At 71.5% G+C, this 16112-nt stretch carries 21 protein-coding genes; all 21 read right to left on the reverse strand.

Features of this window, described 5'->3' with window-relative positions; genetic code table 11:
* Window positions 1–31: 31 nt before the first annotated feature.
* On the reverse strand, window positions 32–1501 hold the full coding sequence (locus tag ACQPW6_RS31185) for a phage major capsid protein (RefSeq protein ID WP_433893043.1): 1470 nt from the start codon (window positions 1499–1501) through the stop codon (window positions 32–34).
* Window positions 1498–2520 carry a head maturation protease, ClpP-related gene (locus ACQPW6_RS31190; RefSeq protein WP_433893044.1) on the reverse strand — a complete coding sequence of 341 codons (1023 nt, stop codon included), beginning with the start codon at window positions 2518–2520 and terminating at the stop codon, window positions 1498–1500. Before ACQPW6_RS31190 ends, ACQPW6_RS31185 begins: the two co-directional genes overlap by 4 nt.
* On the reverse strand, window positions 2504–4294 hold the full coding sequence (locus ACQPW6_RS31195; protein WP_433893045.1) for a phage portal protein: 1791 nt from the start codon (window positions 4292–4294) through the stop codon (window positions 2504–2506). The genes ACQPW6_RS31190 and ACQPW6_RS31195 overlap by 17 nt, the downstream gene beginning before the upstream one ends.
* A gap of 224 nt (window positions 4295–4518) precedes the next feature.
* Window positions 4519–5922 (reverse strand): phage terminase large subunit, encoded by a 1404-nt coding sequence (locus ACQPW6_RS31200; RefSeq protein WP_433893046.1) that lies wholly within the window; start codon window positions 5920–5922, stop codon window positions 4519–4521.
* Entirely contained in the window at window positions 5919–6449 is a 531-nt protein-coding gene (locus ACQPW6_RS31205) for a hypothetical protein (RefSeq protein ID WP_433893047.1), read from the reverse strand. The genes ACQPW6_RS31200 and ACQPW6_RS31205 overlap by 4 nt, the downstream gene beginning before the upstream one ends.
* Before the next feature lie 52 nt (window positions 6450–6501).
* Window positions 6502–6759 (reverse strand): hypothetical protein, encoded by a 258-nt coding sequence (locus ACQPW6_RS31210; RefSeq protein ID WP_433893048.1) that lies wholly within the window; start codon window positions 6757–6759, stop codon window positions 6502–6504.
* Between the two features lie 24 nt (window positions 6760–6783).
* Complete coding sequence (locus ACQPW6_RS31215; RefSeq protein ID WP_433893049.1) at window positions 6784–7479, reverse strand: hypothetical protein; 696 nt, start codon at window positions 7477–7479, stop codon at window positions 6784–6786.
* Window positions 7472–8050, reverse strand: coding sequence for a hypothetical protein (locus tag ACQPW6_RS31220; RefSeq protein ID WP_433893050.1), 579 nt, complete (start codon window positions 8048–8050; stop codon window positions 7472–7474). Before ACQPW6_RS31220 ends, ACQPW6_RS31215 begins: the two co-directional genes overlap by 8 nt.
* On the reverse strand, window positions 8047–8880 hold the full coding sequence (locus ACQPW6_RS31225; RefSeq protein WP_433893051.1) for a DNA adenine methylase: 834 nt from the start codon (window positions 8878–8880) through the stop codon (window positions 8047–8049). Before ACQPW6_RS31225 ends, ACQPW6_RS31220 begins: the two co-directional genes overlap by 4 nt.
* A complete protein-coding gene (locus ACQPW6_RS31230; protein ID WP_433893052.1) occupies window positions 8877–9434 on the reverse strand; it encodes a hypothetical protein in 558 nt (185 codons plus the stop codon). The genes ACQPW6_RS31225 and ACQPW6_RS31230 overlap by 4 nt, the downstream gene beginning before the upstream one ends.
* Window positions 9431–9940 carry a hypothetical protein gene (locus tag ACQPW6_RS31235; RefSeq protein WP_433893053.1) on the reverse strand — a complete coding sequence of 170 codons (510 nt, stop codon included), beginning with the start codon at window positions 9938–9940 and terminating at the stop codon, window positions 9431–9433. Before ACQPW6_RS31235 ends, ACQPW6_RS31230 begins: the two co-directional genes overlap by 4 nt.
* Window positions 9940–10227 (reverse strand): hypothetical protein, encoded by a 288-nt coding sequence (locus tag ACQPW6_RS31240; protein WP_433893054.1) that lies wholly within the window; start codon window positions 10225–10227, stop codon window positions 9940–9942. The genes ACQPW6_RS31235 and ACQPW6_RS31240 overlap by 1 nt, the downstream gene beginning before the upstream one ends.
* A gap of 120 nt (window positions 10228–10347) precedes the next feature.
* Complete coding sequence (locus ACQPW6_RS31245) at window positions 10348–10713, reverse strand: hypothetical protein (RefSeq protein ID WP_433893055.1); 366 nt, start codon at window positions 10711–10713, stop codon at window positions 10348–10350.
* A complete protein-coding gene (locus ACQPW6_RS31250) occupies window positions 10710–11189 on the reverse strand; it encodes a hypothetical protein (RefSeq protein WP_433893056.1) in 480 nt (159 codons plus the stop codon). The genes ACQPW6_RS31245 and ACQPW6_RS31250 overlap by 4 nt, the downstream gene beginning before the upstream one ends.
* 39 nt (window positions 11190–11228) lie before the next feature.
* On the reverse strand, window positions 11229–11573 hold the full coding sequence (locus ACQPW6_RS31255; RefSeq protein WP_433893057.1) for a hypothetical protein: 345 nt from the start codon (window positions 11571–11573) through the stop codon (window positions 11229–11231).
* An 11-nt stretch (window positions 11574–11584) separates the two neighbouring features.
* The gene (locus tag ACQPW6_RS31260; RefSeq protein WP_433893058.1) at window positions 11585–12190 is read right to left on the reverse strand and encodes a hypothetical protein; all 606 of its coding nucleotides are present in this window, start codon (window positions 12188–12190) and stop codon (window positions 11585–11587) included.
* Window positions 12190–13020 (reverse strand): hypothetical protein, encoded by an 831-nt coding sequence (locus tag ACQPW6_RS31265; protein WP_433893059.1) that lies wholly within the window; start codon window positions 13018–13020, stop codon window positions 12190–12192. The genes ACQPW6_RS31260 and ACQPW6_RS31265 overlap by 1 nt, the downstream gene beginning before the upstream one ends.
* 79 nt (window positions 13021–13099) lie before the next feature.
* On the reverse strand, window positions 13100–13537 hold the full coding sequence (locus ACQPW6_RS31270) for a hypothetical protein (protein ID WP_433893060.1): 438 nt from the start codon (window positions 13535–13537) through the stop codon (window positions 13100–13102).
* A gap of 39 nt (window positions 13538–13576) precedes the next feature.
* On the reverse strand, window positions 13577–14020 hold the full coding sequence (locus ACQPW6_RS31275) for a hypothetical protein (RefSeq protein WP_433893061.1): 444 nt from the start codon (window positions 14018–14020) through the stop codon (window positions 13577–13579).
* Window positions 14017–14220 carry a hypothetical protein gene (locus ACQPW6_RS31280; RefSeq protein ID WP_433893062.1) on the reverse strand — a complete coding sequence of 68 codons (204 nt, stop codon included), beginning with the start codon at window positions 14218–14220 and terminating at the stop codon, window positions 14017–14019. Before ACQPW6_RS31280 ends, ACQPW6_RS31275 begins: the two co-directional genes overlap by 4 nt.
* Entirely contained in the window at window positions 14217–15995 is a 1779-nt protein-coding gene (locus tag ACQPW6_RS31285) for a DNA cytosine methyltransferase (protein WP_433893063.1), read from the reverse strand. The genes ACQPW6_RS31280 and ACQPW6_RS31285 overlap by 4 nt, the downstream gene beginning before the upstream one ends.
* Window positions 15996–16112: the final 117 nt, after the last annotated feature.

The raw sequence follows: 16112 nt of genomic DNA on the forward strand, positions 1-16112 counted from the left end.
GGGGTTGAGTGCCGGCGCCGACCGGGGTGGATCAGGCCGCGTCGTCGAGCTCGACGAACGGCGACAGGGTGCTGCCGCCGTTGGCGGGGGTGATCGCGCTCTTGAGCCACGGGCGCCCGTCGACGCGCTGGATGATGCGGAAGGTCGTCTTGTCCGAGCCGAAGTTGTAGTCCGTCGAGGAGTCGGCGGTCATCGTCTGGCGGTCGCCGATGAGGTAGTAGCTCATGTCGGTGAACGCGATGTCGCCGCGGGCACCGAGCAGACCGCCCTTCTCGGTGACGATCAGCGGCCGGCCGAAAATGTTCATCGGCGCCGGGCCCGCCGCGTTGACGACCCACACCGAGTTGCCGCCGGTCCCGACGGACAGGGACATCGTCAGCAGCTGCGGCAGCGCCTCCGGGGAGCACGTCCACACCGCGCGCGACAGCGACGACGGGAGCATCCGGGAGTACATGTTGACGATGTCGACGTAGGTGATGGTGTCATCGTCGCCGCGGGCCACACCGATGGACGCCGTGTTGCCCTCACCGCGGTAGCCGAGGGGCTCGCCGACACCAGTGCCAGCCTGGAACGCGGCGTCCTCGGCGAAGGCCAGGGCCATCGGCCACAGGCTTTCGAGGAGCGCGGAGAACGACACGATGCTGTCCTGGAGCAGCTCGTTCGGGACTGCGGACAAGCCGGTGAGCTTGCGGGCGTCCAGGTCGATGCGCCCGAACTTCGGGGAGCTGTCGCTGAGGGGCGCGGCCTCCTCGCCCCAACTGGCGACCATGCCGCCGAAGACGGAGCCCTGGTTGGTGGTGCTGTCGATCATCGGGAACGGAACCCTCGCGCTGTCCATGGGGACGACGGTCGCGAGCGGCCGGACCACCGACTGCTCCAGCGCGATCTGCATCAGCTGGGAGCGCAGGGTCTCCGGTACGAGGAACCCGCCGTCCGCAGGCGACACGCTGGACGCGGCGTTGCGGAGCGACGCCAGCTTCTCGTTCAGGTCGTCCGACGGCCGGGCCTTGTGCCAGATCGTCCGGACGTAGTCGACACCGGAGTTGAACAGGCCGTCGACCTTCGCACCCGCGGCGTCCGGGTTGTGGGCGGTGCCCTGCTTGTGGGAGGTGAGCATCCCGCCGGCGCGCCGGTTCTGCGGGTCCATGTCGGGGCGCTTGATCAGCGCCTTGCCGTCCTTGTCGGTGAGCCCGTTGTCGCGGAGCATCTCGGCGAAGACCCGCTTGGTCTCCTCGGCGACCGCGTTGCGCAGCTCGGTGCCGTCGCCCTGCTGCTCCTTGGCGTAGGCGGTGATGAAGTCCTTCAGCGCCTGGCGGTCGGCGAGGATGTCCTTGGACTTCGCCGGGTCGGCGAGCATCTCCCCGAGCTCGGCGTCGTTCTTCGGCACCGGCAGCGTCGCCCGGTTGAAGGCGCGGCCGACGCGGCGGGCGCTGATGCCCCGCACGCTCAGCATGTGCCGCTGCCCGGGGGTGGGCCTCGTTCCGATCACAGTTCCGATCACAGCTGTGCCTCCCTAAGGCGGGCGAGCAGGTCGTCCACGCTGGACTCCTCTGCGGGGGTCTTGAGGTGGGCGGTGAGGGTGCCCCACTCGTCGTCGGGTTCGTTGGCCGCGGGCTCCGGCTCGGTGATCTGCGCGGCGGGGATCACGGGGGTGCCGTCGGGGATTGCGACCGCCTCCGGGCCGGGCTCGCCCTGGAGTTGCGCGGTGAGTGCCACCGGCTCCGGGACCACGGGGGAGGTGCCCGGGCCGGTGGCGGGGGTCCCGGCCGGCCCCGTCCCCACGGGCTCGGCCGGGACGTCAGTGGGGGCGGCCTCGACGACCGAAGCGAGTGCGACGGGCGCGCCGGCCTCGGCCTCGGCCGGCTTGGCCGGGTCGGGCGCCGCATCACGCCCGGCGTAGGAGAACACCGACAGGTCCCACGCCTTGTCCATCGGCACACCAGCCGCGGTCTGCGGGGCGCGCTGCGCCACCTCGTCGGCCAGGCCGGCCGTCACGGCTTCCTCGGCGGTGTACCAGGACTCGGCGACCATCGCGGCCCGCCACGACTCCGGGGTGCCGCCCGCGCGCTCGGCGTACACCGAGGCGATGTTGTCGGACTGGAAATCGAGCAGGTCGGCCATGCTGCGCATCTCGCCGGCGTCGCCGATGCACAACCCGCTGGCCTCGTGGATCATCATCTGCGAGTGCGGGCCCATCACGACGGTGTCGCCGGCCATCGCGATGACGCTGGCGATGGACGCGGCGATCCCGTCGACGTACGTGGTGACCGCGGCGGGGTGCGCCCGCAGGCAGTTCATGATCGCGAGCCCGTCGAAAACGTCGCCACCCGGCGAGTTGATGTGGACGTCGATCTGCGTGACGCCGGTGAGCTGCGACAGCTCCGCGACCAGACCGGAGGCGGTCGTACCCCAGTACCCGATCTCGTCGTACACGTACAGCTCGGCCGTCCCCGCGGCGTTGCGCAGCGAGTACCACTCCCGGGCCACCCGGGCGTTGGGGCGCTTACTCTTCGTCGGCATCGTCGTTGCCTTCCTTGCCGCGCTTGACGACTTTGCAGCGGCAGTCGTTGCCGTACTGCGCGCCGATGCAGTGGATGTAGCCGGTCCCGCCGGGGTAGTCGGCGTAGGCCGCGGCCCGGTTGCGGTACAGGGCGCCGTCGTTGTCGGCGCAGGGCTGGCACACGTCGTCGTCGTGTTCGGACACCGCCATCCACCGCATGGCGTCCTGCGGCTGCTCCAGCCCGGCGAGGAGCTGCGCGGCCTGCTGCTCGAACGACGCGGGGATCGCGGCCGACGGCGGGCGGGGCATGAGGGATGCGGCGAGCGCCCCGACCTTCGTGCCGGCCGCCGCTGGTGCGGTGGGTGAGGCGCCGGGGGTGATGTCGGCGCCGGCCGCGACGAGAACCTCGCGGGCCTCCTCGGCGGACAGGACCACGCCGACACCCAGGTAGATCTTCTGCACCAGTTCGGCGATCGCGGTGGGGGTCGCGGCCTGCTGGTTCGCGGAGATGTCGAAGCCGAGCATGGGCAGGATGATCGGGGCCAGTGACGGGGCGCCGACGACCAGGCGGATCAGGAGTTCCCGGTTCGGGTCGGAGTCCGGGGCGCCGAAGTCCATGGCCGGCAGACCCACCGCGATCGCGGCGTCGGGCCCGTACACCCCGGCGTTGACGAGCGCCTGGAGGGCGGTGGCCCGGCCGACGAGCTGGGTGGTGGCGGCTTCGATGTCCTCGGCTACGGGGCTGACGAAGTCGAACTCGTAGCCCTCGCCGAGGGGCCCGTACATGGGGAGGATGCGGGTGTTGAGGGCGGCGCGGGTGCGGGTGAGGCGGGGGACCAACAGCCAGCGGGACAGCACGAGTTCCGCGGCGTCGGCGTTGGCCCGGTTGACGTCGGAGACCGTGCCCAACATGGGCTTCGGGAACCCGAACGCCTGGCGGACCTTCTCGTCACTGACCTCGGACAGCTCCGCGAACTGCATGTCGCGCTGCGTGAATTTGGTGTCGACCCACTTCAGGCCGTTCTCGATGATCGCGACGTGGTGCGCGGCGGATACCCCGCGGTGCTGCTCCGCCCACCGGTCCCGGGCCTCGTCGAACTCGTCGTCTTCGAGGCGCCGGTCGACCTCGATGATCCCGCCGGGCTGCGCGCTGTTGAGGAAGAAGTTGCGGTTCCACTCGACGCCGTAGCGGGCGGCGTCCATGTCGGTGAGGACGGTCTGCACCGGGCCGAGCCCGCGGTAGGGGTCCAGCGGGCTGGGGCGCCGCTGGAACACGACCTCGTCCAGGGCCAGCGGCACCTGCTCGCCGGCCGGGGACCGGTACCGGTAGCCGGAGATGAACTCGACTGGGTCCGGGACGGGTTCCATCCGGTCGGGGCGCGCCGGCCACAGCTCCAGCGGCATCGTGAACCGGGGGTCGCGGGCGATCAGCCACCACTGCTCGCCGGTCAACTCCTCGTGCTGCTGGGTGGCCTCACGGAATGCCTCGCCGGTCATGAACGGGTTGGGCTGCCGCCACATGTCCAGCGCGGGGTGGGAGGTGACCTCGACGCGGTCTTCGACCAGGCCGCTGGGCGCCTTCTTGTAGAGCTTCCACTCGACCTGGGAGTAGGCGGTGATGATCCGGTCGACGATCGCGAAGAGCACACCCGAGCTGCCCTGTGCCCGCATCTGGGCTTCCTGGCCGACGGGGCGGGCGAGGCCGACGCCGAATCCGCGGGCGGTGCGGGCGGTGTAGGCGACGGGGGCCTTGTTGCGGAAGGCGCGGAGGGGGTCCAGCAGGCTGTTGCCCATGGGCCCCCTCCGTTCTAACTCTTCGCCACCGTGTGCATGAGCACGACTGCCAGCCCGCCGACGATGAGCCCCACGCCCAGACCGCCGATCTTCCCGCAACCCACTGCGATGAGTGTAAATCCTCCTGTCAAGACGGTCCATGACAGGAAATTCTTCGGTACGCGGGACAGGAGCTTCCCCATGACGACCTCCGGGTTGGTGACAGACAGCGACCCTACGGCGGGTCAGAAACGGCGGATCCTCGGCCGGCCCCGCACGTCACGCTCGACAATCAGGTACCTCTTCGCGTCGCAGCCATGATCGTTCTCCTTCAACGGCTGCTCCTTCGGCGGCTTCTCGCTCGCCTGAGCCTGCGCCGAGCCCTTGTCCCAGACGTAGCCCGGCAGTTCCTCCTCCGTGCACGCCGGCTTCTTCGCCTCCTCCAGCGCCGGGTCCCGCTCTACCAGGGCGCCCCGCACGATGAACAGCCGCGACCGGCCGTCGCCCGCGATCTTGAACCGGCTCTGCACAGCCTGGATGCCGACGCTGACGCGCTTGTCCGCCGCGGTGGTGGACATCCCGAGGTGCCGTTCCAGGGTCGCCCGGTCCTCCGCGTCGTGGTCGCAAACGACGGCGCGCGGCTTCGGCTCGGTCCACTGCTTCACGCACTTGTCGCAGGCGTAGCAGTCGTGGCTGCCGCGCCCCCGCGGTTTGCAGCAGGCCGTGCACTTGGTGACCTCCTGCAGGATCCGGCGGGCGTGGTCCTCCACGAGGGTGCGGGTCTTGTAGATCTCCCGGTACAGGTAGAGCCTGCCGTCGGGGTCCTCGGCCCAGCACTGGAGGACGAACGGGTTGGTGTACCCGAAGTCCACGGACCACCACCTGGTCCAGGTCGCGGGGATGTCGAAGGGGTCGATCAGGTGGACCGCGGGGTCGAAGCCCTCGTAGATGAGGCCCTCGGCGGCGACCCACTTCCCGTAGCGCAGGCGGTCCTTGCGGACGCCGGTGAGCGCGTCGAGCTTCTTCAGGTACGCCTCGCCCTCTGCGGTCCGCTGGCCGTTCTGGTAGAGGCGGGGGTTGTCCTCGTGGCGGCAGTGGAGCATGAGGGTCTGGCCGGTGGTGCAGCGGGCGCGGAGCCAGTGGGTGGGGATGGACGGGTTGCAGTCGGCGATGAGCTGCTGGAAAGAGATCCGTCCGTTGCGGAGCCGGGTGGTGATGGCCTCCCAGTCGGCGGCGGTGAGCTCGGTCGCCTCCTGGACGTACGCGACGTCGTACTCACTGGACATGATCTTCGTGGGGTCGTCCATGCCGCCGACGACGAGCCTGCTCCCGTTGGCGTACCGGTACGCGGCGGGCTCCTGCTGCGACCCGCCGAACCACTTGACGTGGCCGGCGGCGATGGACTCCGCGGCGACGTGCTCCCGGTACGTGACCAGCCCGGTGCTGGCCAATGACTTGCCGGTCTTGCGTACGGCGAGGGCCCGCAGGTTCGGGGTGAGCAGGCACATGGCGTGGATCTTCTCCAGGCAGGCGCGGGACTTGCCGGTGCCGGCCGGGCCGGAGAGGAGCACTTCGTCGTCGCGCCGGTCGAAGACTTCCTTCGCGGCACCGTGCGGCTCGTAGGTGCGCACGAGCGCCGCGGTCGTCATGCGAGCTTCCCCGGGTCGACGCCCACCAGCTGGTACGTCACCTCACCCTGGAGCTGGACCTTCGCCGGGGCCTTCCACCCCATGAGGTCGTGGATCGTGGCGCTGATGCGGGCGACTGCGATGGCGGCCTGGAGGATCGGCCCGTCATCGGGCAGCGGCACGTCCTTGCCGGTCTCGTCGTCGCGCAGGGTGATGACCCGCCCGTTGGACACGGTGATGTGGTGCCGGCCGAGGACGTCCAAGGCCGCGTCGCGGGCGGCCTCCAGCACGGCGAGTTCGGCGGCGCGGGCGGGGCCGGCGGCGGGTTCGGCGATGTCCTTGTAGGCGCGGCGGACGGCGGTGTGAGCGGAGGACAGGGACACGCCGAGGTCGGCGGCGATGGCCCGGTAGGGGCGGCCGAGGCCGCGCTGTTCGGCGGCCCACGCGTCCCGGGCGACTTGCTCGGGGGTGCGGATGGGGTGGCCGTTGGCGTCGCGGACTTCGGGTGCTGGGGGTGGTGGCCCGGTGTGTTGGGGGTCGTCGCTCATGGTGCCTCCGTTCTGCTGTGTGATCGTCGCACGGGCCGATACCGGGCGGGTATCAGTCGAGGTGGCCCGGCCTAGTAGCGGTAGGCGTAGGGAGGGGCCCGCTGATCGGGCGCACGGTGTCGCGGTGGTGGACCTCGGTGGCCTGGTCCACGATGCGGCGGAGCTGGTCGTAGAAGTGGGCGACGGCGTCGAGCCCGGACACGGGCCGGTAGCGGTCGGTGCGGTGGCCGCACATGCACTTGGGATCGTCGCAGTGCTGGTCGCGGCCCACGCGTGCGTCGGCTGCGTCGGCGCAGGGCTTGCAGATCACGGTGTGTGCTCCTGTCTCAGCGGGTCAGACGTGGCGGAACGTGATGTCGGCCAGCTCGGTGCGGGCCTCGGCGATGGTCTTGCGGCCGTTGGCGAGGTCCCCGATCAGGCCGGCCGCCTGGTACTCGCCGTCGTCGGTGGCGTCCGTGAGGCGGCTGGCGATCTCGGAGATCAGCGCGAACACGTCACTGTCGGAGTCGGTGGGCGCGTCGTCGAACTCGTCCTCGTCGTCAGCCTCCACTTCGACGAGCGCGCTCGTGAGGACCTGGATGCGCCCGTACTTCTCGTCGGTGGTGTGGCCGTCCCACTGCGCGCGGGGGTCGTCGGGCTCGACGCGTTCGACGTGGGTGAGGAGTCCGGCGTCGCGGGGTGAGATGTGCCAGGAGAGTTGGCCGCCGATGGGCGGGGCGAGGTAGAGGATCCACCAGCCGGGTTCGTCGAGGTCGAGGGCGGGGGCGATGACGGCGGGGTGGAGTGCGGCGAGCCAGGCGAGGAGCTGGGCGCGCTCCCGGTACGCCCCGTCGCGCTGGTCGCGTGCGGCGCCGAGCTCGGCGTTGGCCTTGTCGCGTTCGTCTCCGGCCTGCCGCATGAGCTGGATTGCGCGGACGGCGACGGCCGCGGTGGTGTTGTCGTCTGCGTCGAGCACGTCGGTGAGGCGTTTCAGGTCGGTGGCGAGGGCGTCGAGGCCGGGGATTTTCAGGTCGATGCGGGCTTCAGCCACGGGGGTTCTCCTGGTGGGTGGTGTGGGTGCGGATGGTGTCGGTGAAGGTCCGGCCGGCGCCTGTCCAGTCGAGCGGCACGGTGGTGGTGGCCTGGACGACTGGCCCGCCGTCGGGCGTGGATTCGTCCACCTGCTGCGGCCCGCTGACCGGCTGCTCCGTGCTCGGGTGGGCGACGTCGGGCGCGGCCGGCCCGGGCTCGTCCACCGCCGGGCCGTTGATCCCGGTCCGTACGCACCGGTCCTGCCCGCAGCCGCAGTTCGCGCAGGGCCAGCAGAAGAGCTGCCCGCGGTAGTTCTCGTATGGGGTGTCGAGTCCGCCGCAGACGCAGCACCGTTCGCCACCGGCGTTGACCTGCTGTTCCCCGGCCGTGGTTCTCGTTTTGGGCTCTCGGATGAGGCGCCCGGACGCCGGGCCGGTCGACAGGCTGTGCACGACGGCGAAGACCAGGCTTGCCCCGACGATGGCGGTGAGGGTGGGCAGTGTCGGCCAGGTCCAGGCCGCGAGGCCGTTGAGGGTGGTGAGGGTGGCGCCGGCGATGACCCACGGGCGGGCGGCGCGTGCCGGGCTCACTGGTCGGCCTCGCCGTCGGTGAAGAGGTCCGCGTCGCCGAGCGGACGGTTGGACCACAGCACCTCGATGCGTCCCTTCGATCCGATCGCATTGCCGGTCATCGTGGCGATCTCGTGGCGGTGCCAGCCCGCGTACAGCTCGTCGTAGAGCTCGCTGCGGTAGCCGGAGAGGACCACTGCGGATTCGCAGGCCTCGAGCGCGGCCGCCAGTTCGCGGTGCTCGGCTTCGTCCTTCATCTCGACGCGGTAGTTGCGACCCCACCCGCGGGTGCTGCCGAGGTAGGGCGGATCCACGTAGAGCAGGCACCGCGGATGCGCCCCGTACTTGCCGATGAGGGTGAGGGCGGGCAGGCATTCGAGGCTGACGGCCATGAGGCGTTCGGCGGCGCCGGCGAGCCGGTCGCGGTAGGCCTCGAGGTAGCCGGGCATGGAGGTGACTGATCCGGCCGGGTCGATGTAGTGCCGCCAGCCGGTTTTGCGCAGTGTCCCGGAGCGGCCCTGGGCGAGTCGGCACCAGATGCGCCGGGACAGCTCGAGGTCGTCCGTGGCCGGTTCCCAGGTGGCGTCGAGCTCCGCGCGGGAGTGGGGCGTCAGGACGCAGGCGCGGATCAGCTCGTCGGGCCGGTCTCGCAGGGTGCGCCAGAACGTGATGAGTTCGTGGTCGAGGTCGTTGACGGTCTCCATGCGGCTGGCGGGCTTGGCGAGTAGCACGGACAGGCCGCCGGCGAACGGCTCGACGTAGTGGTCGTGGGCGGGCAGGAGGGACACGATGCGGTCGGCGATGCGGGCTTTGGAGCCGAAGTAGGGCACCGGCGGCCGGCGGGCGCTCACTGCTGCTCACCGCCGAGCAGGTCCCACTTGACGAGGTCCCAGCAGTCCTCGCATGACCCGGGCCCGATGGGGATCGTGTGCGGGCAGCAGCCGGCCCCGTCGCCGGAGCGCGCGTGCGTTGCGGGCGGCACGTACACGGCGGCCTGCGCCGCGATGCGCCGATCGACGTCCTCCGTCCACGCCACAGCCAGCGCGGCCAGGTCCATCAGGCGGGCGCGGAGACGCACCGGATGCGCCTCGGCGAGCGTCGCGTACGCCTGCTCCAGCAGCAGCCCGTCCCACGCGGTGTGCGGGTGCGGCCCGTTGCTCGGGTGCCCGTAGCCGCATCGGCCGCCGGTGATCGTGGGCGTGGCTCGCTCGGCGTTGTGGCTGGCCCAGTTGTCGGCGCGGAACTGGTACTCGCGGCGGGTGACGATGTCGATGTCGCGGGGGTCGTAGTCGGGGTGGTTGGTCTGGCCGTCGTGGTCGTCGCGGCGGGTGCGGGTGGCGAGGATTTCGCTGAGGATCCGGTCGGTGATCACCAACGGATTGCGGGCGGGCGGCGGCTGGTTCATGACCGTGCTCCCTTCGCGGCCTGCACGGCGCGGTCGATGTTGCGCTGCGCCGGCCCCGTCCACCTGCGGTCGATCCCGTCCTCACCGAGCGGGACTTCCCGGTACGGCACCGCGGGCAGCTCCTCGCCGGTGCGCAGTGCCCACCAGCCGGCGCAGACCATCGCTCCGAGCGGCAGACCGCCGAACGTGGCTACGGGCCGGTAGCTGCCGTCGGCGGACACGGGCAGGCCCTGGTGGCAGAAGAACGGCTCCTCCTCCGGCAGCCGGGAGGCGTAGTCCTCCAGCTCGGGTGACCCGGCCCGGAACGCGCAGTCCGCGCACGCCGCGCGCATCACGGCGGGCGGCCGGGGTGCCAGCTCGGCACCGCCGAGGGGGTTGTCGGTGAGGCCGGTGCCGGAGCAGTGGAGGCAGCGTTCGGTGCCGCCGTCGCCATCGGAGATGAGCCCGCCGACGCAGCCGGGGACGGGGCAGAGGTACGGGGTGATGTGGAGGCGGGAGTCGGCCATCAGGCGGCGCTCCCGTCCGCGTGCCGCACCAGCCGGTAGCCGGTGGACGTCGGCCGGAACCGGTTCAGCCGGATGCGGGTCGGAGCCTTCAGCGTCGACTCTCCGGCGGCGGTCACCTGCTTGACGAGTGCCGAGCCGTCCTCGATGGACAGCACTCGCAGGTACCGGCCGTTGCTGCGCCTGTCGTTGTCGGCCCAGATCTGCCCGGGCTCGGGTGTCTGGTTGGTGCTGCTTTGGCGCGCGGCCTGCTCGGGAACCGGGTGTGCGTCGGATGTCTGGTCGATCATCGGTTGCTCCTGCGTGATGCTCTGGGGATGGCTGTGCGGGCGTCTGCCGGGCGTTGGGGCGCTGTGTGGCTCCCAGTCCGCCGGGGGGCGTGTGCGGGGCTCAGGCGGGCGTGTAGCGGCTCAGTTCAGGCCGAGCCACGTGTACGGGATCGCGCCGGGGGTGTCCTTGATCGCGGACTCAAGGCACCAGGACCAGCCCTCGTTGTCCTGCTCGGCCTCGGTGGCTTTGCGGACGGTGCCCCAGTGCTGGGTGATGTGCTTGGCGTATGAGGCGAGTTCGGCGGCGGGGAGGGTGGCGTCGTCGACGATGTTGGCGAGCCCGAGGTATTCGGTGGCGTGCCGGTTGAACGCGGCGAGCGCGGTCGTCGGGTCGTGGTGGCCGAGGGCGATCATGTCGCCGTCTTCGCCGGAGCAGCAGACGGCGATGTCGTCGTAGGTGGCCTCGAAGTCCTTGGGTGTGAGGGTGATCGGCGCGGTGGTCGTCATGTCGTGGGCTCCTCGGTGGGCGCGGTGGGTGCGGCGTGGCTGGGGGCGCGGTCGCAGCGGTCGGTGCCGGTGTGTCCGGGGCACGCGGGGTTGACCAGTGGCGAGCAGTGGGCGACCGCGTCCGCCGTGGTGCCGAGGTGGTGGGCGATCACGTCCAGGAGGACCCCGGCGGCGTTCGCCACGGTCTCGTCGCGGCGCCGGCTCTCGCCGGTGTGGGCGGTGGTCGGCTTGATCCAGTCCTGGCACTGGAGGCGTACGGCGTCGAGGGCGACGGCGGCGGCCTGGTGGTCCTCGGCGGTGGCCTTGAGCCACGGGGCGTCGGCGGTGAACTGGTCGATGACGGCCTGCCCGTGGCGGGTCTCGGCTTCGACGAGGGGTCGGAGCAGCGGGGTCTCCGCGCCGAGGAGGTCGGTCTGTTCGACGCGGTCGATGAGCGCGGCGAGCAGCTGCCGGCGGACGGCGGTGGTGTCGGTCACGGTGGTGTCCGTTTCGGTCGGGTGAAGTTCTGCCGGGCGTCAGGTGGTGGGCGGTGCGAGTGCGTCGGCCTTGGCGCGGAGTCGGCGTGCGGCGTCGGTGAGTGCCCGGTGTGCGGACCATTCGGTGGTGGTGTTGGTGGCTGCGGCGGTGAGGTCGTTGGCGGCTTCGCGGTAGGTGGCGGCGCGGATCTCGTCGTCGCGACTCACCGTGGGCGAGGTGAGCGGTTCGTCGTCCGGGCTCCAGGGCCCGGGGGGCTCGCCGGAGCCGGGGCACTCCGGGGTGGTGCGCTTGCCGCCGGTGTTGTGGAAGCGGATTTTCCCGTCGGCGGTGAGGACGTAGGGGCGGCGGCAGGTGGGTTCGGGGCAGAGTCCGGCGGTGGTCATGGGTGGTCTCCTCAGGCGGTGCCGTGGTCGGGGAGGGGCGTGGTCCAGGCGGCCCATGTGGCGCGGTCCCGGCCGCACGGGGCGTGGTTCGTGCCGCGCCAGGCGCTGACGACCCAGTCGGCGCAGGGGGCGCAGAACGGGGCGCTGTCGGCTCCGGCGGGCGCGGCGGGGTCGGGGTTGACCAGAAGGTCGGGGCGGCAGTGAGCGCGGGTGGTGGCCTGGGCGCCGCAGCGGGCGCAGGGGGTGGTGATGATGTCGGCGAGGCCGAACAGCGGTTGGTGGCCGGCGGCGGCGAGCGCGGCCCGGCGGGTGGCGGCGGCGGTCTGGCGGTGGTGGTCGCGGTCGTAGTGCAGGTGGCAGCCGTTGCACATGGCGCGGAGGTTGGTGTCGTCGCAGTTCTCGGGCTGGTGGTCGAGGTGCGCGACAGTGAGCACCACCCGGGAGCCGGTGCCGTACGCGGGCTGGCCCTGGCGGTTGGGGCAGCGGCCGGTGTGGGTGCCGCGTCCGCATTCGCCGTGGCATTCGCAGCGGCCGGCGGCGCGTTCGGTGCGGATGCGGAGGCTGATGGCGGGCCAGTCGGCGGGGTACCGGTGTCGGTTCTCGGGTCGGATGGGCATCACGCGGCTCCGGGGTGGGCGCGGGGCTGGGTGTGGGCGGCGCAGTGGGTGCGTCCGGCGCGGAGGACGGGTTGCCCGCAGTCGGCGCAGCGGCGCAGCGCGGGTGCCTCGTCGGTCTGCTCGTGGTGCTGCGAGGGGGATGGATCTTGGTGCGGCGCGGCGGGCCCATCTACCTGTGGCTGAGGTTCAACATCAGCCGTCTCCTGGTCCCTTTCTGGGTCCCTACCGGAGGTAGGGGTGAACTGGTAGGCGTTTGTCGGGGACCCCTTCCGGAAAGGGTCCGGGGACTCCTTCCGAGGGGGTCCGGGGACCCCTTCCGGATCGTTCGGAGAGAGTCCGGGGACCCTTTCCGGACCGTTTGACGGGGACCCCTTCCGGAAGGAGTCCTGCGACGCTTTCCGGGCCGCTTCCGCAGCCTTCGCCGCGCGCGCCTCGGCAGCCTTCCGACGCCGGTACTCCTTCTGCTTCGTCTCGGTGTAGAGGTGCATGTGCGCACCCCAGTCAGGGCGTTCGGTGGGGATGACGAGCTGGAACAACGACGACTGATTCGGGCGGCGCTGCCTCTGGAGCACACCGGCCGCGACGAGCACGTGGACCGCGTTCGTCACGGTCTGCGGGGCGGCACCGGCGAGCTTGGCGAGGGTCTCCCGACCTGGGAACGCACTGGAGCCGTCAGCGTCCGCGTACGTCGAGATCCAGATGCCGATGGCCACGATGCGGGGCAGTTCGGGGATGTCGGAGCGCAGCACCTCGTTCCGCAGCGCGTTGATCCACGCGTTGCGTACGGTCTGGACGCCGCGCTCGCGGTCGCGGTCGGTGCTGGTGCTCAAGTCGGCTCTCCGGCGGTTCAGTCGGGGTGGGTGGTGCTGCCGGCCCGGGCGGGGGAGGTCGCCCAGACCGGCCGGTCGGTCAGCGCGGGGCGTTGTGCAAGTCCCGCGTGCGCTTCGCGGCCTCGCGCTGCCGGTACTCGTCCTCCGACGGATGACCGGCGAACGCCGCGTCCAGAACGCCGGCCGCCCCCCGCGGCCCGTTGCCGACCTCGTCGAGCGTTCCGTCGATACGGCGGGACCTCCACATCGCCCGCTTCGCCTCGGCGAGGGAGGCGGCTTCCTCGTCGGTGCGTGCGACCTCACACTCGGTGACGCGCACCTTGACCTGCGGGTCCTTGTCCTCGTCGTCGGCGTGGCCGGTGTAGGACTTGGAGGTGAACGCGACGATTGCGTAGACGGTGGAGCCGGGCGCTTCGAACAGGCCGCGGCGCTGCTCGGGGGAGAGGGAGGCTTCGATGGCGGCGGCTCCGGCGTCGACCTTCACCTCGGGTACGGCGTCCTTGGCGAGCTTGGGCATGTGCGCTGTCCTTCCGTTGGTGTTGCGGGTGCGGGCGGGTCAGGTCTGCGGGATCAGGGGGATCACGGGGGAGATCGCGGCGACCAGGTCGGCGACGACGGTGTCCCGGAGCGGGGTGGGCATGTCGGCGTCGAACGCCATGTGGAGGCGCACGGCGACGGCGCCGTCGGGGCCCGCGATCTCGATGCGGTGGCCGGTGGGCACGAGGTCGTCGGCGCCGAGGTTGACCGCCCACTCGGACACGTCCGCAGCGTGGTTGATCAGGTCGTCGATGGCACGCTGCGCGGTGTCGAACTGCTCCTCGGGCAGGTCGTCCCACTGGCGTCCGTCGCCGCCGTCGGCGGGCACGGTGCTGGCGATGTCGGCGCCTTCCATCTGCTCGCCGATGCCCATGAAGTCGGGGTCTTCGAGGGCCGTGGCGTGCTGGCGGGCGGCTTCGTGGCGGAGGTCGGCGTCGGTGTACGGCGGCGGTTCGGTGGTCACGGGGTGTGGTCCTCTCGGGGATCAGCGGGCATGGGGATGGGTTGGGGCAGGGCGTCGAGGCCGTCGCCGAGGTCGTCGGCCAGCGCCCGGCGGCGGGCGGCCAGTTCGGGCGCGCGGTCCTCGCACACGTCAGCGGCAGCAAGCAGCGCGTCCACGAGCTCGGCCAGATCGGCGGCGGCGGGCAGGCGGAGGGAGATCACGCGGCGGTCCCCACGGGTTCCGCGTACCGCGAGATCGCCTCGCCGGTGATGGCCTCGACGAGCGCGCAGAGGATGACCTCGGCGGCATTGGGGGTGACGGCGTTGCCGTACTGGCGGACGCGCTCACGCTTGCTGCCGAGGACGATGTAGGTGTCGGCGAAGCTCATGGCCCGGCCGATCTCGTGCGGCTCCAGCATCCGGAACAGCACGTCCTCGATGTCCACGTCACCGCGGACCAAGGCGTACCGGTCGCGGGTCGACAGCGTCCCGACGGGCTCGGAGACCGGGCGGGCCGTGCTGTTGCCGTAGTACGGCACGAGCAGGTGCTCCCAGGTGACCAGCGACTGGTGGCCGGCGGTCGTGAGGGTTCGGGCGGGCTCGTCCACGCCGGTGCACATCTGCCCGGCGCCCCCGCGCGGGGTGTTGTTCCGCATGAGCATCGCCGGCGGCGCGATCAGGCCGTGATGGTTGCCGTTCGCGGAGACCGTGCCGACCGGTTCGTGGATGGACCGCCCGCGCAGCTGGTTACCACCGCCGCGCAGGGTCACCATGAACGGGAGCCAGGCGAGGCCGGTTTCGTTGCGGGCGGTCTGGGTGCGCAGCGGCGCATTCGCCGTCGCGGGTTCCTTGCCGTCGCGGCCCTCGACGGGAACCAGCAGCGGGGGAACGGCCAGGCCGTCGTTCTCCCGGGTGGTGCGAGTCGGCATCGGATCGCCGACGCTGGTGGCCGAGTCCCGCCAGGTGCCGCCGGCGGGCACGATCAGCGGGTCGTACGCCATCGCCTTCGTCGCGGTGGTCGTCTGCGTGGTGAGGGGCTGATCGGCGGGCCAGGTGCGCACCCCAGGGCGCCGCTCGAAGGTGTTCCCGGCAGCCTCCAGGGTGATCGGCCGGGCGAACTTGTCCAGGCCGGCCTGGATCCGGGCGAGCGTCTTGTCGGCGAGCGGCTTGGCGCGGCTGCCGATGCGCTGCCCCGGGATCGACCAGTCGATCGCGACCGCGGCCGGGAGCACGGCGGGTTCCACGATCTGGTTCCGGCAGGTGGTGCGCGGGCAGCGGTACACGTACTGCTGCCGGTACCGGCCCATGTCCCGGGTCGGGTCCTTGAAGACCTGCACGGCCTGCACCCACTCGTCGCACCCGGTGCAGAACGCGGCCGGCCGCAGCCACTTGTCCCAGTCCGGGGTCCGCCAGAGGGAGTGATGCCAGTACGCGACGTACAGGCGGTCGCGGGACTGCGGCGCCTGGTGGACCGCGCGCGGGTGGGCGTGCATGGAGTTCAGCGCGATGGTCCGCGTGGTGTAGCCGAGCTTGCGGATCTCGCCGAGCCAGCGGTCCCACTGGTCCCACGCTCTGACGTCGGTGACGTTCTCGACGACGCCGGCGCGGACCAGGCCGCCGCGGTCCTGGACGCCGCGGAGGTACAGCGGAACTTCCTCCATCAGCGCGCGGGACCGTTCGACTTCCTCCGACGGGGCGAAGCCCTCGAACAGGTCGCCTTGCAGGGAGGTGTCGAAGTCGCGGCGCTTGCCGCGGGCGTTGGACCACTGCGGGCATTCCGGCGATGCCCAGAACAGGTCGGTGGCGGGCCACCGGTCGACGGGTGCCTCTCGGATGTCGCCGCGGTAGTGGTCGGTGTCGGGGAAGTTCGCCGCGTGTGACTCGATCGCGCGTTCCCAGTGGTTGGCGGCGCGGGTGACGGACAGGCCGGGGATGGCGTGCGCGCCCTGCGAGGAGCCGCCGGCCCCGCAGAACCAGTCCATGAGGGTGAGGGTCATAGCGTCTGTCCTCCGTATGCGGCGGTCGCCTCGGCGGCCTGCTGGGCGAGCGCGTCCTCAGCGCACGTCTTGTGGGATGGGTGCCGGCCGGAGTCCAGGAGGAACGCCGGGCGGCCG

Source organism: Streptomyces sp. CA-111067, assembly GCF_050956065.1.
Lineage (GTDB): Bacteria > Actinomycetota > Actinomycetes > Streptomycetales > Streptomycetaceae > Actinacidiphila.